General features: G+C 74.5%; 14 protein-coding genes, 2 pseudogenes and 1 riboswitch. Of the genes and pseudogenes, 8 read left to right on the plus strand and 8 right to left on the minus strand.

Going from position 1 to position 15,883, the window contains the following annotated elements; genetic code table 11:
- Positions 1 to 18 precede the first annotated feature (18 nt).
- A pseudogene (gene cobN / locus AB0873_RS24240) lies at positions 19 to 3,690 on the minus strand (cobaltochelatase subunit CobN); the annotation flags it as partial.
- A gap of 358 nt (positions 3,691 to 4,048) precedes the next feature.
- Positions 4,049 to 4,178, minus strand: a riboswitch (cobalamin riboswitch).
- Between the two features lie 90 nt (positions 4,179 to 4,268).
- On the opposite strand from cobN, the gene AB0873_RS24245 reads away from it, so the two are divergent.
- On the plus strand, positions 4,269 to 5,006 hold the full coding sequence (locus AB0873_RS24245; protein ID WP_366602343.1) for an MBL fold metallo-hydrolase: 738 nt from the start codon (positions 4,269 to 4,271) through the stop codon (positions 5,004 to 5,006).
- 27 nt (positions 5,007 to 5,033) lie between these two features.
- On the opposite strand, the gene AB0873_RS24250 is transcribed toward AB0873_RS24245, so the two are convergent.
- Both AB0873_RS24250 and AB0873_RS24255 read right to left on the minus strand, forming a co-directional pair.
- Positions 5,034 to 5,375 (minus strand): hypothetical protein, encoded by a 342-nt coding sequence (locus AB0873_RS24250; RefSeq protein WP_155331861.1) that lies wholly within the window; start codon positions 5,373 to 5,375, stop codon positions 5,034 to 5,036.
- A 259-nt stretch (positions 5,376 to 5,634) separates the two neighbouring features.
- Positions 5,635 to 6,852 carry an MFS transporter gene (locus AB0873_RS24255; protein WP_366602345.1) on the minus strand — a complete coding sequence of 406 codons (1,218 nt, stop codon included), beginning with the start codon at positions 6,850 to 6,852 and terminating at the stop codon, positions 5,635 to 5,637.
- Positions 6,853 to 7,024: 172 nt separating this feature from the next.
- On the opposite strand from AB0873_RS24255, the gene AB0873_RS24260 reads away from it, so the two are divergent.
- Positions 7,025 to 7,726 carry a phospholipase gene (locus tag AB0873_RS24260; RefSeq protein ID WP_366602347.1) on the plus strand — a complete coding sequence of 234 codons (702 nt, stop codon included), beginning with the start codon at positions 7,025 to 7,027 and terminating at the stop codon, positions 7,724 to 7,726.
- 27 nt (positions 7,727 to 7,753) lie between these two features.
- Here AB0873_RS24260 and AB0873_RS24265 read toward each other — a convergent pair whose 3' ends face one another.
- Positions 7,754 to 8,737 (minus strand): NAD(P)-dependent alcohol dehydrogenase, encoded by a 984-nt coding sequence (locus AB0873_RS24265; protein ID WP_366602349.1) that lies wholly within the window; start codon positions 8,735 to 8,737, stop codon positions 7,754 to 7,756.
- A 114-nt stretch (positions 8,738 to 8,851) separates the two neighbouring features.
- On the opposite strand from AB0873_RS24265, the gene AB0873_RS24270 reads away from it, so the two are divergent.
- Entirely contained in the window at positions 8,852 to 9,559 is a 708-nt protein-coding gene (locus AB0873_RS24270) for a TetR/AcrR family transcriptional regulator C-terminal domain-containing protein (RefSeq protein WP_366602350.1), read from the plus strand.
- Between the two features lie 46 nt (positions 9,560 to 9,605).
- Here the strand turns inward: AB0873_RS24270 and AB0873_RS24275 are convergent, their stop codons facing one another.
- Positions 9,606 to 10,787, minus strand: coding sequence for a low temperature requirement protein A (locus AB0873_RS24275; RefSeq protein WP_366602352.1), 1,182 nt, complete (start codon positions 10,785 to 10,787; stop codon positions 9,606 to 9,608).
- A 69-nt stretch (positions 10,788 to 10,856) separates the two neighbouring features.
- Complete coding sequence (locus tag AB0873_RS24280; protein ID WP_366602354.1) at positions 10,857 to 11,189, minus strand: nuclear transport factor 2 family protein; 333 nt, start codon at positions 11,187 to 11,189, stop codon at positions 10,857 to 10,859.
- 110 nt (positions 11,190 to 11,299) lie between these two features.
- On the opposite strand from AB0873_RS24280, the gene AB0873_RS24285 reads away from it, so the two are divergent.
- On the plus strand, positions 11,300 to 11,803 hold the full coding sequence (locus tag AB0873_RS24285; protein ID WP_366602356.1) for a helix-turn-helix domain-containing protein: 504 nt from the start codon (positions 11,300 to 11,302) through the stop codon (positions 11,801 to 11,803).
- A gap of 87 nt (positions 11,804 to 11,890) precedes the next feature.
- Here AB0873_RS24285 and AB0873_RS24290 read toward each other — a convergent pair whose 3' ends face one another.
- Positions 11,891 to 12,715: an NmrA family transcriptional regulator gene (locus AB0873_RS24290; protein ID WP_366602358.1), complete on the minus strand. Its 825-nt coding sequence runs from the start codon at positions 12,713 to 12,715 to the stop codon at positions 11,891 to 11,893.
- A gap of 80 nt (positions 12,716 to 12,795) precedes the next feature.
- Here AB0873_RS24290 and AB0873_RS24295 point away from each other — a divergent pair, with 80 nt between their 5' ends.
- The 3 genes and pseudogenes from AB0873_RS24295 to AB0873_RS24305 all read left to right on the plus strand — a co-directional run bounded on the left by AB0873_RS24295 (position 12,796) and on the right by AB0873_RS24305 (position 14,605).
- Positions 12,796 to 13,734 carry an AraC family transcriptional regulator gene (locus AB0873_RS24295; protein WP_366602359.1) on the plus strand — a complete coding sequence of 313 codons (939 nt, stop codon included), beginning with the start codon at positions 12,796 to 12,798 and terminating at the stop codon, positions 13,732 to 13,734.
- A 5-nt stretch (positions 13,735 to 13,739) separates the two neighbouring features.
- Positions 13,740 to 13,808, plus strand: a pseudogene (locus tag AB0873_RS24300) (hypothetical protein); the annotation flags it as partial.
- Positions 13,809 to 13,858: 50 nt separating this feature from the next.
- Positions 13,859 to 14,605: an FAD-dependent monooxygenase gene (locus AB0873_RS24305; protein ID WP_366602361.1), complete on the plus strand. Its 747-nt coding sequence runs from the start codon at positions 13,859 to 13,861 to the stop codon at positions 14,603 to 14,605.
- Between the two features lie 89 nt (positions 14,606 to 14,694).
- On the opposite strand, the gene AB0873_RS24310 is transcribed toward AB0873_RS24305, so the two are convergent.
- The gene (locus AB0873_RS24310) at positions 14,695 to 15,135 is read right to left on the minus strand and encodes an NUDIX domain-containing protein (RefSeq protein ID WP_155331850.1); all 441 of its coding nucleotides are present in this window, start codon (positions 15,133 to 15,135) and stop codon (positions 14,695 to 14,697) included.
- A gap of 125 nt (positions 15,136 to 15,260) precedes the next feature.
- Here AB0873_RS24310 and AB0873_RS24315 point away from each other — a divergent pair, with 125 nt between their 5' ends.
- Complete coding sequence (locus tag AB0873_RS24315) at positions 15,261 to 15,869, plus strand: glycine zipper family protein (RefSeq protein ID WP_366602363.1); 609 nt, start codon at positions 15,261 to 15,263, stop codon at positions 15,867 to 15,869.
- Positions 15,870 to 15,883 lie beyond the last annotated feature (14 nt).

The following is a 15,883-nucleotide window of genomic DNA, read 5'->3' on the forward strand; positions in this document are numbered from 1 at the left end:
CCGGCTCACTCCTCGCGCTCACCGCTGGTCCTCCAGGTCGCCCTCGCTGGCCAGGTACGTCTCGCGGAGCCGGTCCAGGGTGCCCGGATCGGGCTCGGCCCACAGGCCCCGGTCGGCGGCCTCCAGCAGCCGCTCGGTGATGCCGCGCAGCGCCCACGGGTTCGACGTCTCCAGGAACGCGCGGGTCTCGTCGTCGAACAGGTACGCCTCGGCGAGGCGCTCGTACATCCAGTCGTCCATGACACCGGCGGTGGCGTCGTAGCCGAACAGGTAGTCCACGGTGGCCGCCAGCTCGAACGCGCCCTTGTAGCCGTGGCGGCGCATCGCGGCGATCCAGCGCGGGTTGACCACCCGGGCGCGGAACACCCGCCGGGTCTCCTCGCCGAGCGTGCGGGTACGCACGTCGTGCGGCATCGCCGAGTCCCCGACGTACGCGGCCGGAGCGGCGCCGGTGAGGTGGCGGACCATCGCCACCATCCCGCCGTGGTACTGGAAGTAGTCGTCGGAGTCGACGATGTCGTGCTCGCGGGTGTCCTGGTTCTTCACGGCGACGGCGATGCGGGCGAAGGAGCGTTCCATGTCGGCGCGCGCCTCCCGCCCGTCGAGTCCGCGCCCGTACGCGTAGCCGCCCCAGACCGCGTACACCTCGGCGAGGTCGGCGTCGCTGCGCCAGTTCCGGGCGTCGATGAGCGGCAGCAGCCCGGCCCCGTACGCCCCCGGCTTGGACCCGAAGATGCGCGCGGTGGCCCGGCGCTCGTCGCCGTGCTCGGCGACGTCGGCGTCCACGTGGGCCTTGACGAAGTTGTCGGCGGCGGGCTCGTCCAGCGCGGCGACCTGCCGGACCGCGTCGTCGAGGAGCGCGACGACGTGCGGGAACGCGTCGCGGAAGAAGCCGGAGATGCGGACGGTGACGTCGACGCGGGGCCGGCCCAGCTCGAGCAGGGGCACCACCTCGACGCCGGTGACCCGGCGGGACCGGTCGTCCCAGACGGGCCGGCAGCCGAGCAGCGCGAGCACCTCGGCGATGTCGTCGCCCTGGGTACGCATCGCGCTGGTGCCCCACACGGTGAGGCCGACCGAGCGCGGGTACGCGCCGGTGTCGGCGAGGTGCCGGGCGAGCAGCGAGTCGGCCAGGGCCACGCCCACGTCCCAGGCGTTGCGGCTGGGGATGGCCTTCGGGTCGACGGAGTAGAAGTTGCGTCCGGTGGGCAGCACGTTGACCAGGCCGCGGGTGGGCGAGCCGGACGGGCCGGGCGGCACGAAGCCACCGCCGAGCGCGCCCAGCACCCGGTCGATCTCGTCGGTGGTGCGGTCCAGGCGGGGCACCAGTTCGGTGGCGGCGAACCGCAGCACGGCGGCGGCGTCCGGGACCGGCCGGCCGGTGACCTCCTCGACGACGGCATCGGCCTTGCCGGCGTCCCAGCCGAGCGTCTCCATGCCGAGCACGAGCCGGCGGGCCAGGCCCTCGATCAGGTCGACGGCGTCGGCGGCGGTGGCGGCCGGCCCGTCGACCGCCTCGGTGAGCGCCGCCGGCAGCGCCACCCGCTCGCCCGGCGACGCGAGCAGCGCCTGCTCGTCCAGGCCGTAGCTCGCGGCGAGCGCCTGCCGCAGGCCGGGCAGGGCGCGGGCGCCACCCCACACCTGCGGGGCGCGCAGCACGGCGAGCACCAGGTTGACCCGCGCCTCGCCGGTGGGCGCGGCGGCCAGCACGTGCAGGCCGTCGCGGATCTGCACGTCCTTGACCTCGCACAGGTACCCGTCGAGGTGCAGCACGAAGTCGTCGAAGTCGTCGGCGGCCGGCATGTCGGCCTGGTGCAGGTCGTGGTGCAGCTCGGCGGCCCGCACCAGGTCCCAGATCTGCCCCTGCACCACCGGCACCTTGGCCGGGTCGAGGGCCTGCACGGTCGCGTACTCGTCGAGGAGCTGTTCCAGTTTCGCCAGCTCCCCGTACGTCTCGGCGCGGGCCATCGGCGGCACCAGGTGGTCGACGACGACGGCGTGGGCGCGGCGCTTGGCCTGCGTACCCTCCCCGGGGTCGTTGACGATGAACGGGTAGACCAGGGGGAGGTCGCCGAGCACGGCGTCCGGGGCGCAGTCGGCGGCCAGCCCGAGGCCCTTGCCGGGCAGCCATTCCAGGGTGCCGTGCTTGCCCAGGTGCACCACGGCGTCGGCGCCGAAGCCGCCGTCCGCGACCGGCGCCGACAGCCAGCGGTACGCGGCCAGGTAGTGGTGGCTCGGCGGCAGGTCCGGGTCGTGGTAGATGGCGACCGGGTTCTCGCCGAAGCCGCGGGGCGGCTGGATCAGCAGCGCCACGTTGCCGAAGCGCAGCCCGGCGAGCACGATGTCGCCGCCGTCGGTGTACAGCTCACCGGGCGGCTCACCCCAGTGCTCCCGCATCGCCTCCCGCAGCTCCGCCGGCACCTCCGCGAACCAGCGCCGGTACGTCTCCCCCGGCACCCGCGCCGACGCGGCGGCGAGCTGCTCCGGGGTGAGCCACTCCACGTCGTGGCCGCCCGCGGCGATGAGGGCGTGGATGAGGGTGTCCCCGTCGTCGGGGACCGGCGCGTCGCCCAGGTGGTATCCGGCGTCGGCGAGGGCGGTGAGCAGCCGCACCGCGCTGGCCGGGGTGTCCAGGCCGACGGCGTTGCCGACCCGGGAGTGCTTCGTCGGGTACGAGCTGAGCACCACCGCGAGCCGCTTGTCGGCGTTCGGCACGTGCCGCAGCCGGGCGTGCCGCACGGCGATGCCGGCGACCCGGGCGGCCCGCTCCGGGTCCGGCTCGTACACCGACAGCCCGTCGGCGTCGATCCGTTTGAACGAGAACGGCACGGTGACGATCCGCCCGTCGAACTCGGGGATGGCCACCTGCATGGCCGCGTCCAGCGGGGACAGTCCGGCGTCGCTGCCGGCCCACTGCGCGCGGGTGCTGGTGAGGCAGAGCGCCTGGATCACCGGTACGTCGAGGGCGGCGAGCGCGCCCACGTCCCAGGCGTCCTCGTCGCCGCCGCCGGAGGCGTCGGCGGCGACCGCGCCACCGGCGGCGAGGACCGTGACCAGCAGCGCGTCGCAGCGGGCGAAGAGCCCCAGCGGTCCGGCGCCGGCGGTCAGCCCGCGCAGCGAGCCGCAGAAGATCGGCAGGGCGTTGCCGCCGGCCGCCTCGACGGCGTCGGCGAGGGTGTCGACGAACGCGGTGTTGCCGGCCAGGGCGTGCGCCCGGTAGAAGACGATCCCGATGGTCGGCCGGTCCGGGTGGGCCGGCCGCTCGCCGTGGATCCCGTACGCCGGTGTGGGCGCGGGCGGGGCGAAGCCCTCGCCGGTGAGCAGCACCGTGTCGGACAGGAACCGGGCCAGCTGCGCCAGGTTCTCCGGACCGCCCTCCACCAGGTAGGACAGGGCCTCGGTGGCCACTCCGGACGGCACCGTGGAGACCGCCATCAGGTCCGCGTCCGGCACGCTCTCGCCGCCCAGCACGACCGTCGGCACGCCGGAGGCGAGCACCGCGGCCAGGCCGTCCGGCCACGCCGCCCGGCCGCCGAGCAGGCGTACGACGGCCAGGTCCGCACCGTCGACCAGCGCCGGTACGGCGTCGGCCGCGACCCGGGCCGGGTTGGCCAGGCGGTAGTCGGCGCCGCTCGCGCGGGCGGCGAGCAGGTCGGTGTCGGCGGTGGACAGCAGCAGGATGGGCACGAGGGAGCTCCGAAGAGTGACGCCCGCCCCCGGGGGTGAGGCCGGTCGGGCTGGGGGCGAGGGATGGCTGCTCGGTCAGCGGATGCGGTGGGCCGGCGCGCGGCGCGACGGTGCGCCGGGGCCGGCGGCGAGCGGGCTCGTCAGGCGCGTGGTCGGCGCCGACCGGCCCGGCCGGTCAGGGCGAAGCGACCGGCCGGGCCGGTCGGGGCGACGCGTGCGGAGCGGCTGGGCGTCCGGGCGGGGCGGCGGCGGGCGCGTCGGCACGCGCGAAACGGATACGACGATCGTCGTCGATGGCGGGGGCGCTGCGCGTCATCGGGTCCTCCTCGGGTGTCCACGCCCTGGGGTGCACCGACGGCCGAAGTATCCTGGCTCCCGGATCGACGCTCACCCCCGGCCTTCCAACCGCGCACGCGCGGCCGTGACTCGCGAGGGGGGATCGCTCCCCGGTGACAGTGGCGGGACCGCGCCGGAATCGCACCGGCTTCCTTCACTGCCGTCCGGCCGCGAATGCTGCCACACCTCCGACGGCCGGTCAACGCGGCCCACACGTGCCCGACGGTCCAGCTAGGATCGGTGTGATGGCGGACACCGACGGGGCGGCGAGCCCCGCCATCGAGTTCCATCACGTCGCCGGTCGGGTGTGGGTGACCCCTTTCGACCCGGATCCGGCCTGGGTCCGGCCCTCCGTCGCACTGGTCGCGGACGAGCGCGGCAGCGTGCTGGTCGACGCGGGCCAGAGCCCGGCGCACGCCGCCGAGATCCAGGTGGCGCTGCGGGCCGCCGGGCTCCCGGAGCCACGCTGGCTGGTCTACACCCACCACCACTGGGACCACGTGTGGGGCGCCTGCGCCTGGCCCGGCGTGGAGATCGTCGGCCACGTCACCGGCGCCGACCTGCTGCACGCCGAGGCGGCCCGCCCGTGGAGCACCCGCTACCTGCGGGAGCAGGTCCGCGCCGACCCGCGGCTCGGGCCGAGCTTCCGGGCCCGGGCGCTCGCCGTGGACTCCTGGGACGATTTCACGGTCCGGCCGCCCACGCGGACGTTCACCGACGAGCTGGAGATGCCCACCGGCGTCCTGGTCCGGCACGTCGGCGGCCACCACGCCCCCGACTCGACCGTGGTGGTCGACCCGGCCTCGGGCGTGCTGCTCCTCGGCGACAGCTGGTACCCGCCGCCGCTGCACCTGCGCTCGCCCGACGACGGGCCGGACCTGGCCCTGGTCCGCCGCCTGCTCACCGACGACGTCGGCTGGTACGTCTCCAGCCACAGCCCGACGATGACCCTCGACGAGGCGCGCGCCGCCGTCGCGGACTGAGCCTCGGCGGGGCCGGCAGGACAGGCCCTAGCGGGCGCGGCGCTCCGGGTGGGCCCGGTTCCAGGCCCGCATGCGCTCCGGGTACCCGGTCTTCGCGGCCTCGTACAACGGCAGGGCGAGCCGGTTCGCGAGGGCCGCCGCCACCCGGGGCGACCCGGTCCGGCGCCGGATCCACTCACCGTCGTGGGCGATCGCCACCACCGTCGTGTTCGTCGCGGTCGTCTCCGGTTCCAGGTAGAACTCCACCCCGGTCCGGCTGGCCACGAACGCCTCCAGCGCCGCCAGATCCTCGCGGGTGGCCTCCCGGTCGAGCTTCGTCGCCGGTCCCTCGGACCCCCGGGTACGCGACCGCCGGCTGAACCAGCCCATGTGCGGCTCCCTCCCTCGGCGAACCTCCAGTTCAGCACGGTTTTCTGGCAGTCTCCTGCGAGCCCGGTGTGAGCCCCCTGGGCTAGGGCCTGGGCTAGGCTCCTGGCCGTCGCGCGATCGGCCGGCTTCCGCCCGACGGGCCCACTGCGGGTCTGGCTGCGCGACTGACGCCGGCCCGGGCCGGGTCCGGCCGCACGACCGGGCCCGGCGCTCACCGCGACCGACGTCGGTCTCCGCGGCCGGCCGGGCTCGTCGGCCGTCAGTCGGCGGGTCGGCGGGTCACCGGCACCAGCGCGAGGGTCGGCAGCAGCAGGATCGGCACGACGAGCAGGGCGCGCAGCGTACCGACCCGGTCGCCGAGCAGGCCCAGCAGCGGCGGGCCGGCGAGGAAGGCGGTGTAGCCGATCACGGCGACCACGCTCACCCGGGCGGGGGCGCGGTCCTCCTCGTCGGCCGCCGCGCTCATCCCCACCGGGAAGCCGAGCGACGCGCCGAGCCCCCAGAGCGCCACGCCCACGACGGCCACCGGCCCGGAGCCGCCGAGCACCGCGATGCCCGCGCCGAGCACGGCGAGCAGGATCGTCGCGGTCAGCACGCGTACCCGGCCCCACCGGTCGAGGGCGAGGGTGCCGAGGGTACGGCCGAGCGTCATGCCCACGACGAACACCCCGAACACGGCGGCGCCGGCCGCCTCGCTGAGGTCGTACCCGTCGACGAAGGCGACCGCGACCCAGTCGTTGGCGCTGCCCTCGGCGAACGCCATGACCAGCACGAACAGTCCGATGAGCAGGGTCCGGGGTTCGCGCCACGCGGCGAGCAGCGCGCGGCGGCGCGTCGCCGGCGAGGTGGTGTCGGCGGCCGGCGCCGTCTCGGCGGCCGGCAGGAAGGCCCGGGCCCCGAGCACCGTGCCGGCCAGCACCACCACCGCCGTCAGGGCGAGGTGGACGGACACGGGAACGCCGAGCCGGGCGGCTCCGGCGCCGAGCCCGGCCCCGGCCACCGAGCCGAGGCTCCACGCGGCGTGGAACCGGGGCATGATCGTGCGGCCGAGTCGCCGCTCGACCGCGGCGCCCTCGATGTTCATCGCCACGTCGCAGGTGCCGGAGCCGTAGCCGAGGGCGAACAGGCCGATCGCCACGCCGCCCAGCGAGCCGACCGTCCCGGCGCTGACGCCGGCGACCGCCAGGCCGAGCGCGACGAGCAGGGTCGCCAGCACCACCGTCCGGGCGGTGCCGAGGCGCTGGGCGACCAGACCGGACGTGGGCATCGCCAGGATCGCCCCGGCCGACATGGCGAGCAGCAGCAGTCCGAGGCGGCCGGCGGTCAGGTCGAGCCCCTCACGGACCGCCGGCACCCGGGCGAACCAGGAGGCGACGGCGAGGCCGTTGAGGGCGAAGACCACCGCGACACCGGTGCGGGCGGCCCGCACCTGGCGGGGGGTGACGGTCGGGCCGGCCGGGGCGGCGACGCTACTCACGAGCGATGATCCTCTCCTGTGGGAGCGTTCTCCGGGAACCCTCTCACAACCCGCACCGTCACCACCATCGGCCGTGGCGCCCCTTACCATCCTGCGGGACGACGGCCACCGGGTTTACCGGCGGCCAGCCGGGTAACCGGCCACACCACCCGAGGACGAGGGACGGAAGCCCGTGGCCGAACCCGCGACGCCGCACCGGGTGCCGGAGGAGAACCCCCGGCACGGCCGGCTCACCGCGCGTCCCGGTCCACCGTCGGTGCGGGCCGCCACCGGGCTGGTCCCGTTGACCGACGCCGCGGGCGACCCCCTCGCCATGGTGTACGCCCCGGAGCCGGCGGACGGCCGGCCGTACCGCCTGGTCCTGCTGCTGCACGGGGCCGGCGGCTCGGCCCGGCAGGGCCTCGACCTGCTGCTCCCGGTCGCCGACACGCACCGCCTCCTGCTGGTCGCCCCGCAGGCCGCCGCCAGCAGCTGGGACCTGATCGTGGAGGGCTTCGGCGTCGACGTCCGCCGCATCGACACGCTGCTCACCAGCGTGTTCGCCGGCCACCCCGTCGACCGGGTGGCGTTCGGCGGGTTCTCCGACGGCGCCTCGTACGCCCTCTCCCTGGGCCTGACCAACGGCGACCTGGTCGACGCGGTGGTGGCCTTCTCCCCCGGCTTCGCCGCGCCGCTGGTCACGCACGGCCGACCGCGGGTGTACGTCTCGCACGGCGTCGCCGACCCGGTCCTGCCGGTCGAGGCGTGCAGCCGGCGGTTGGTGCCCCGGCTGCGCTCGCTGGGCTACGACGTGACCTACCACGAGTTCCCCGACGGGCACGAGGTGCCCGCCGACATCCGGGCCGAGGCCGCCTCCTGGTTGACCGGCGCCTGACCGTTCGGCCCGGAGCGGCCGGGCACGTCAGACGGTGATGACCACCTTCGCCCGCGCGTGCTCACCTTCGAGGTAGCGGAGGGCCTCGGGCACCTCGTGGAGCGGGTAGGTCCGGTCGATGACCGGGGTGAGGCGGCCGGCTTCGGCGTAAGCGCGGAGCGTGTCGAGGTGCTGCCGGCCGGGTGCCGTCGTCAGGATGCCGATCCGCTGCCGGACGAAGGGTGCCAGCACCCGCCCGCGCATGATGAGCCCGATCGGTCCGACGAGGCTGCCGCCGCGGTACACGCCACCGCCGGAGAGCACCAGCGCCCCGGTCGGGGTCAGCGCCCGCCGGAGCGCCGTGAGTGAGCGGTTGCCGACCAGGTCGAACACGACGTCGTGGCGGCGGGTGTCGCGGGTGAAGTCGTCGCGGGTGTAGTCGACGACGTGGTCGGCGCCGAGGGAGCGGACCAGGTCGACGTTGCGGGTGCTGCACACCCCGGTCACGGTCGCGCCGAGCACCTTGGCCAGTTGGACGGCCAGCGTGCCGACGCCGCCGGAGGCGCCGTTGATGAGTACGCGGTGGCCCGGCCCGACCTGCCCGACGTCGCGCAGGCCCAGGAGCGCGGTGGTGCCGGCCAGCGGCAGGGCGGCCGCCTGCTGCGGCGTCAGGTTCGCCGGCCTCGCCGCCAACAGAGTCGCGGGTACCCGGACGTACTCGGCGAACGCGCCGTTGGCATCGCCGAGGTCGCCGAAGACGGCATCGTCCGGGCGTACGTCCCGAACGTCGGTCCCCACGGCCTCGACCCGGCCGGCGAAGTCCCGGCCACGGACGCGCGCCCGGGGCCGTGACCGGCCCAGCGCCAACCGCGCCAGCCGCGGATCGCCACGCATGACGTGCCAGTCGTAGGCGTTGAGCGCGGCGGCCTCCACCCGCACGAGCACCTCGTCGGCGGCCGGCACCGGCACGTCCACGTCCGCGAGCGTGAGCGTCTCCGGCGGGCCGTACCGGTCCTGGACGATTGCCTTCATGTCTCCCCCTCCCCCTGGTGTACGGCGTACACCTTTCCTCAGACACGATAGGTGTACGCCGTACACCCGTCAAGGGGATTAGTGTTCAACCGCCGACGGAAGACGAGGAACGAGATGGCTGAGCAGGCTGAGACGCTGCGCCGGACGCCGCTGAGCAGGGACCGGATCCTGCACGCCGCCGTCGCGCTCGCCGACGAGGCCGGGATCGAGTCCCTCAGCATGCGCAACCTCGCACAGGATCTAGGCGTCGTGCCGATGGCCCTCTACAAGCACGTGGCCAACAAGGACGAACTGCTCGACGGCATGATCGACGTGGTCGTCGGCGAGATCGACCCGCTCGTGCCCGACGCCGACTGGAAGCACACCGTCCGCCGGCGCATCCTCTCGGCGCGCCAGGCGCTACGGCGTCACCCCTGGGCGCCGCTCGCCATCGAGTCGCGGAACATGGCGACGCCGGCCATCCTGGCCTACCTCGACTCGATGGTCGGGACGTTCCGGGCCGGCGGCTTCTCCGCCGACCTCACGCACCACGTGATGCACGCGATGGGCAGCCGGATCCTGGGCTTCAGCCAGGAACTGTTCGACGCCGCCCGCGACGCCGGCCGGTCCGGCACGACCAACCCGGACCCGCCGGCGGCCCTGCCGCCGGAGATCGCGACCCGGTTCCCGCACCTCGCGGAGATCGCCGGGGCGGCGTCCCACGACGACGCGTCCGTCGTCGGGTCGGGTTGTGACGACCAGTTCGAGTTCGAGTTCGCGCTGGACCTGCTGCTGGACGGCATCGAACGGCTGCACCGGCAAGGCTGGACCTCGGCACGCTGAGCGCGTTGAGACTGCCAGCCGGAAGGTGGGTGGCAGGTCCCGCTGCCTAGTGCGGTGGTGACGGCGCCTCGGGTGGGCGCCCTCGGGCGCGGCTCGCATCGGCTACGGCGATCCCGGCCAGGACAAGGACCGAGGCGACGGCGACGGCCATCGGCGGCAGGAGGATCACGGCCGGTGCGATCGCGGCCAGCAGGAGCACCCCGATCACGCGGGATCGGGATACCCGGCCGAACACCCCGTACTCGAACATGCCCCGGCCGGCAAGAAACAGTGCGGGCCCGCCGAGCATGACGGCGATCCAGGCCGGCTGTGCATGTCCGAACGGGTGCTCGATGACAAGCTCGACGCCGACGGCGATGGCCACGATGCCCGCGATCATCGTCAGGTGGGCGTACAGCGACCAGATGAGGGCGCGGACCGGATCGGAAGCGGCGGCGAGCGCCTGCGCCAACAGCGCGCCAGCACGGTGGATGTAGATCCACCACAGCAACGCCGTAGTGGCGAACGCGACCACGCCCGCGGCAACCCGGTCGAACTCGAGGCTGCTGCGACTCAGGGCCAGCCCCGTGACCAGGATGGGTTCGCCGAGCGCGATGATGAAGATCTGCCGGTAGCGTTCGGCCTGATGCGCACCGGAGATCGCATATTCGGCTACCCGCATGTAAGCGCGCCCCAGCCGCGGCGTGGGGACGCCGAGTGCGAGGGCGATGGCCTCCGCCGCCACCGCCAGCACCCACAGCACCTCACGTGTCGTGCCCGGCGCGAGCGCGCCCGCGATCCACGGCACCGCGGACACGCCGGACCAGAACAGTGACCGCGCGAAAGCGGCCCCCGCCTCGTTGCCCCGCAGCAGGACCACGACGACGGCGGTGCGACCGACCTGAGTGACGACGTAGGCACCGGCGAAGAACAGGCCCTGCTCGCCGAACGCCTCAGGCAGCGCGGCAGCCATCAGCAGGGTGCCGAACATGGTCGCGATGACCAGCACCTGGATCACCCGGTGCTCAGAGTCCAACCTGTCCGTGAACCCGGCCGTATGGATCCACACCAACCACAGGGCGAGCAGCAGTACCAGTGTCTGAAGGGCACCCTTCCAGGTCAGGTCGTCCAGCAGCTTGTGTGAGAGCGACACGAGCGCGAGGACGAACACCAGGTCGAAGAACAGTTCCAGGAACGTCGCCTGTGGTTCCCCGGGTCGTCGCAGCAGCGCAGCTGCCCCACTCGTCATCGGCTCGCCCGTTTCGACCGCTTTGGTCTACCTTTCTGGCAGTTGTACCACAGCGGAGTGGCCCCCGAATCAGGGTGCGATGCGGAGCCGGCGAATGTGCCGGTCGTCGTAATCCTCGAAGCGGAACCGCAGGCCGGGGACCGGGCTACCGGGAAAGTCTCCGCTGACGGTGGCGGTCACCACCGCACCGGCCGGGGTCTGCTCGACGTCGGTGATCTCGTACGTCACCAGCGGCACCTCGGCGCGCCAGGCGCGGATGGCGTTGACACCGATGTGCGTCCGCCCCTCGTCCTCGACGACGGCGTCGTCGGCGAAGAGCGCGAAGTACGCCTCGGTGTCCGGCTGGGATGCCAGCGCGAAGTACCGACGGATGATCTCGGGCGCGGATGTGACCTGGGGCATCGGGTGACCTCCTGCAGCGCACGACGGACGTCGCGGGGACGCCGTACAGTTGCTTCCGAACTGGAAGTTAGTCGCTTCGACTTTAGCACCTACCCGCCGGAGGGATGGCCGTGGCAGGCAAGATCCGACTTGAGGACCGCGAGTGCCCGCTGTCGAGCGCGCTCGGGCACGTCGGTGAGTGGTGGACGCTGCTGATCCTTCATGACTGCTTCGACGGCTACACCCGCTTCGATCAGTTCCAGGCCAACCTGCAGATCTCGTCGAGCATCCTGACCAGCCGGCTCAAGGCCCTTACCGAGAGTGGCCTGCTCGAGCGGCGCCGGTACCAGACCCGCCCGGACCGTTACGAGTACGTCCTCACCGAGCTCGGCCGCAGCCTCCGACCGGTGGTCATCGCCCTTGCCGCCTGGGGCAACTCCCGGCTGGACCCGGCGCAACGCAGCATGATCCTGGTCGACAGAGAGACCGGCGTCGAGGCCGATCCAGTCATCGTGGACCGGACGACCGGGCGGCGCCTCGACGGTGACGACTTCGTGTTCACCGCCGGCCCCGCCGCCAGTCCGACGATGCGCGCCCGCTACACCAGATCACGTGCTGGTGAGCGAACGGTGTGAAGCGAACCTTCACACCGCTCCGAACCCACCCCACCGGATCATCGCCGCCTCCTCACCCCCGGCGGCGAGCGTAACGGCGGAGGCCGGTCAGGGCTTCCACACCCCGGTCACCGCGGTCGCGGCCGCGTAGCCGGCGAAGTCGCGGGCGGGCCGGCCGAGAACCTGTTCGACGCCGTCGGCCACGTGCGCGTTGCGGCCGTCGAGGACCTCCGTGAACAGGTACGTGAGCAGTCCCGCCACCTCGGCGGGGACGCCGCCGGCGGCGAGCCGCGCCGCGTACGCCTCGGTGGTGACCGTGGTGAAGCGGACGTCGCGGCCGGTCGCGGCGGCGATCTCGGCGACCGCCTCGGCGAAGGTCAGCGCGCGCGGTCCGGTGAGCTCGTAGAGCTGGCCGGCGTGCCCGTCCCCGGTGAGCGCGGCGACCGCGACGTCGGCGACGTCGTCGGCGTCGACGAACGGTTCGGGCACGTCCCCGACGGGCAGGGCGACGACGCCGGCCCGCACCGGGTCGACCAGGTGGCTCTCGCTGAAGTTCTGCTGGAACCAGCTGGCCCGCAGCACCGTGCAGGGCACCCCGGCGGCCCGCACGGCCGCCTCGGCGTGTTCGGCCTCCGGCTCGCCGCGGCCGGAGAGCAGGACGATCCGGCGGACATCATGCGCGGCGGCGCGGCGGGCGAACGCGGCGACGACCTCCGCGCCGCCGGGCGCGGCCAGGTCCGGCTGGTACGTCAGGTAGACCGCCCCGACACCGGCGAGGACCGGGTCCCAGCCGGCCGGGTCGGTCCAGTCGAACGGCGGGGTGCCGGCGCGGGAGCCGAGCCGGACCGGGACGTCGAGGTCGGCGAGGCGGTGGGCGACGCGGCGGCCGGTCTTGCCGGTACCGCCGAGGACGAGAGTCGGGTTCGTTGTCATGTGGACAGTCAAGCCGCCGGCGGCGAGACTATGAATGGTCGAGGATCGTGCTGCCATACGCGGACGTCTACAGTGCGGGAGTGGATCCACTCACCGGACTGCTCGACGGGCCCCGGGCCCGAGGCGCCTTCCTGCTGCGGTCGATGCTCGACCCGCCGTTCTCGCTGCGCATCGAGGACCGCGCGCCGCTGACCGTGGTGGCTCTGGTCCGCGGCGACGCCTGGGTGGTGCCGGACGACGGGCCGGCGGTCCGGCTGCGCCCCGGCGACGTGGCGGTGCTGCGCGGCCCCGACGGCTACCTGGTGGCCGACGACCCGACCACCCCGCCGCAGGTGGTGATCCACCCCGGGCAGCGGTGCACCACCATCCACGGCGAATCCCTCGCCGAGAGCATGGCGCTCGGCGTGCGGACCTGGGGCACCAGCCCGACCGGCGCGACCGTGCTGCTGACCGGCACCTACCAGCTGCCCGGCGAGCCGGGCCGGCGGCTGCTCACCGCCCTGCCGCCACTGGTCACGGTGAACGGCGACGACTGGCGCAGCCCCCTCGTACCGCTGCTCGCCGACGAGGTCACCCGCGACGCCCCCGGTCAGGCGGCCGTCCTCGACCGGCTGCTCGACCTGCTGCTGATCGCCGCGCTGCGGCACTGGTTCGCGCGTCCCGGCGCGGCACCCGCCTGGTACGTGGCCGCCGCCGACCCGGTCGTCGGCCCCGCCCTGCGGCTGCTCCAGAACGACCCGGCCCGGCCCTGGACGGTGGCCACCCTCGCCGCCGAGGTGGGCGTATCCCGGGCCGCCCTGGCCCGCCGCTTCACCGACCTCGTCGGCGAGCCGCCGATGACGTACCTGACCGGCTGGCGGCTGGCGCTCGCCGCCGACCTGCTCCGCGAGCCGGACGCCACGCTCGGCGCGGTGGCCCGCCGGGTCGGCTACGGCAGCCCGTTCGCGCTGAGCACCGCCTTCCGGCGGGTCCGGGGCGTGAGCCCGCGCGACCACCGCCTCGCCGCCGTGGAAGGCTGACCGGCATGACGGAGCGGCACGCGGTCGTGGTGGGTGGCGGGATCGGCGGGCTCGCCGCGGCGGTCGCCCTGCACCGGCACGGCTGGCGGGTGAGCGTCCTCGAACGCGCCCCCAACTCGGCGAGGTGCACCGTCGCGGGTCGGCCGGCCTCCGGGCCGACCTGGTGGTCGGCGCCGACGGGCTGCGCAGTGTCCTCCGCGCCCGGCTCTGGCCCACGACGCCCCCGCCGGCGTACGCCGGCACGACCGCCTGGCGCGCGGTGACCACCGTCGCCCGGCCGGTACCCACCGCGATCAGCTGGGGTCGCGGCACCGAGTTCGGCATGGTGCCGATCGGCGGCGACCGGATCTACTGGTTCGCGGCGGTCACCGCCCCGCCGGGCCTGACGGTCCCGGACGAACTGGCCGCCGTGCGGGAACGGTTCGGCGACTGGCACGACCCGATCCCGGCCCTGCTCGCGGCGACACCACCCGAGTCGGTGCTCCGCACCGACCTGTACCACCTGGCCACGCCACTACCGTCGTACGTGCGCGGCCGGGTGGCGCTGCTCGGCGACGCCGCGCACGCGATGACCCCGAACCTCGGACAGGGCGCCGGCCAGGCCGTCGAGGACGCGGTGGTGCTCGGCGCGGTCTGCGCCGGCGTGCCGGCCACCGGGGTTCCCGAGGCGCTGCGCGCGTACGACCGGCAGCGCCGGCCCCGCAGCCAGGCGATCGCCCGCGCCTCGTACGGGATGGGGCGGCTCGGCCAGCAGCTGCGCAACCCCGCCGCGATCGCGGTGCGCAACACGCTGATGCGGCTGGTCCCCGCCCGGGTGGCGCTGCGCAACATGGCCCGGTACGCCGACTGGCACCCGCCGGCGTCCCGCTGACGGCGCGCCGCCGGAGGGCCCGGGTCGCCGATACGGCTCGGGTCCGGGCGACTTTCGCCGGTCGGCGGGCCAGCTCCCCCGCGGGCCGGTCAGGAGACGGCCGGCTCCGCGGCGCCGGCGGCCAGATCGGCGTACGCCGTCGAGTCGAGGAATCGCGCCAGCATGTCGGCGGTGCCCGGAGTGTACGGGCGGCCGTCGCGGACCTCGTCGACGGTGAGGAACACGATCGCCGCGCCCTCACCGAGCACCACGTCCTCCTGCCGCGCCCGGGTGGCGCCGCAGAAGTAGTGCTTGGTCAGGCCCCGCTCCGGCAGCTCCTGCCGGCCGAAGAGCCGGAGCGGACCAGCCGGGGACAGCCCGGTCTCCTCGTGCAGCTCCCGCAGGGCCGTCTCCTCGGGGCTCTCCCCCGGCTCACCGTGCCCGCCGGGCAGGCCCCAGGTGTGCGGGTAGTACGGCGCCTCGCCGTCGCGCAGCTGCATCAGCAGCCGGCCACGCGGATCGACCAGGAGCACGCAGGAGATCGGAACCATGCCGGGCAGCGTAACGGGCCCCACCGACGGTGGGGTTCCGGGACGCGGTGCCGAGAACGCGACAGACAACGTCTCCCGTTTCCGGTGCCACCATGGACGCAGGTCCCCGATCCGAGGAGCGGGCCATGGTCGCCGGAATCGTCAGCGCGGTCGTGCACGTCGTCGCGGGCGCCACGCTGGGCGCGCTGGTCGCCGGTCCGGTCGGGCTGTCCGCCGGGGCGGTCGCCGGGCTGATCCCGGGTGCCGTGTTCGGCGGGGCGGTCGCGGCCACCGGGGTCTACCCCCGTGGGCCGCGCGGCGTCGCCCTGTTCCTGGTCGACCACACGTGGAGCCTGCCCAACACCGCCCTCGGCGCGGTCTACCTGGCCCTGCACCTGGCCGCCGGGCACACCCTCGACGCGCCGGGCTGCCGGCACGCCTGCCGGGTCAACGTCGTCCAGGGCGTGTGGCCCCGGTACGCGACCACCCTCGGCACGGTCTGCGCGGGCAGCAACCCGCGCATCCAGCGCCACGAGGACACCCACATCCTCCAGGCACGCCTGCTCGGCCCGCTCTACCTGCCGCTGGTCGCCGCCAACTACGTGCTGTTCACCGTCCTGCCCGTCTGGTGGCTCTGGCACGACCACGCGGGCGCCCCGATCGACCGGGTCCGCCGGTACTTCGAGGTGGGCGTCTACCCGCACGTCTGGCACGAGGCGCACGCGTACCGCGTCCAGGGCCGGCCACCCCGCTGAGCCCCGTGGCGCGG

The sequence above is a fragment of the Micromonospora sp. NPDC047707 genome (assembly GCF_040704235.1).
Taxonomy (GTDB): Bacteria; Actinomycetota; Actinomycetes; order Mycobacteriales; family Micromonosporaceae; genus Micromonospora.

What these genes read in the sequence shown, in the direction of transcription:
- AB0873_RS24245 (WP_366602343.1), top strand. Translation starts at nt 4,269, where the DNA reads ATGGCGGACACCGACGGGGCGGCGAGCCCCGCCATCGAGTTCCATCAC.
- AB0873_RS24250 (WP_155331861.1), bottom strand. Translation starts at nt 5,375, where the DNA reads ATGGGCTGGTTCAGCCGGCGGTCGCGTACCCGGGGGTCCGAGGGACCG.
- AB0873_RS24265 (WP_366602349.1), bottom strand. Translation starts at nt 8,737, where the DNA reads ATGAAGGCAATCGTCCAGGACCGGTACGGCCCGCCGGAGACGCTCACG.
- AB0873_RS24270 (WP_366602350.1), top strand. Translation starts at nt 8,852, where the DNA reads ATGGCTGAGCAGGCTGAGACGCTGCGCCGGACGCCGCTGAGCAGGGAC.
- AB0873_RS24275 (WP_366602352.1), bottom strand. Translation starts at nt 10,787, where the DNA reads ATGACGAGTGGGGCAGCTGCGCTGCTGCGACGACCCGGGGAACCACAG.
- AB0873_RS24280 (WP_366602354.1), bottom strand. Translation starts at nt 11,189, where the DNA reads ATGCCCCAGGTCACATCCGCGCCCGAGATCATCCGTCGGTACTTCGCG.
- AB0873_RS24290 (WP_366602358.1), bottom strand. Translation starts at nt 12,715, where the DNA reads ATGACAACGAACCCGACTCTCGTCCTCGGCGGTACCGGCAAGACCGGC.
- AB0873_RS24310 (WP_155331850.1), bottom strand. Translation starts at nt 15,135, where the DNA reads ATGGTTCCGATCTCCTGCGTGCTCCTGGTCGATCCGCGTGGCCGGCTG.
- AB0873_RS24315 (WP_366602363.1), top strand. Translation starts at nt 15,261, where the DNA reads ATGGTCGCCGGAATCGTCAGCGCGGTCGTGCACGTCGTCGCGGGCGCC.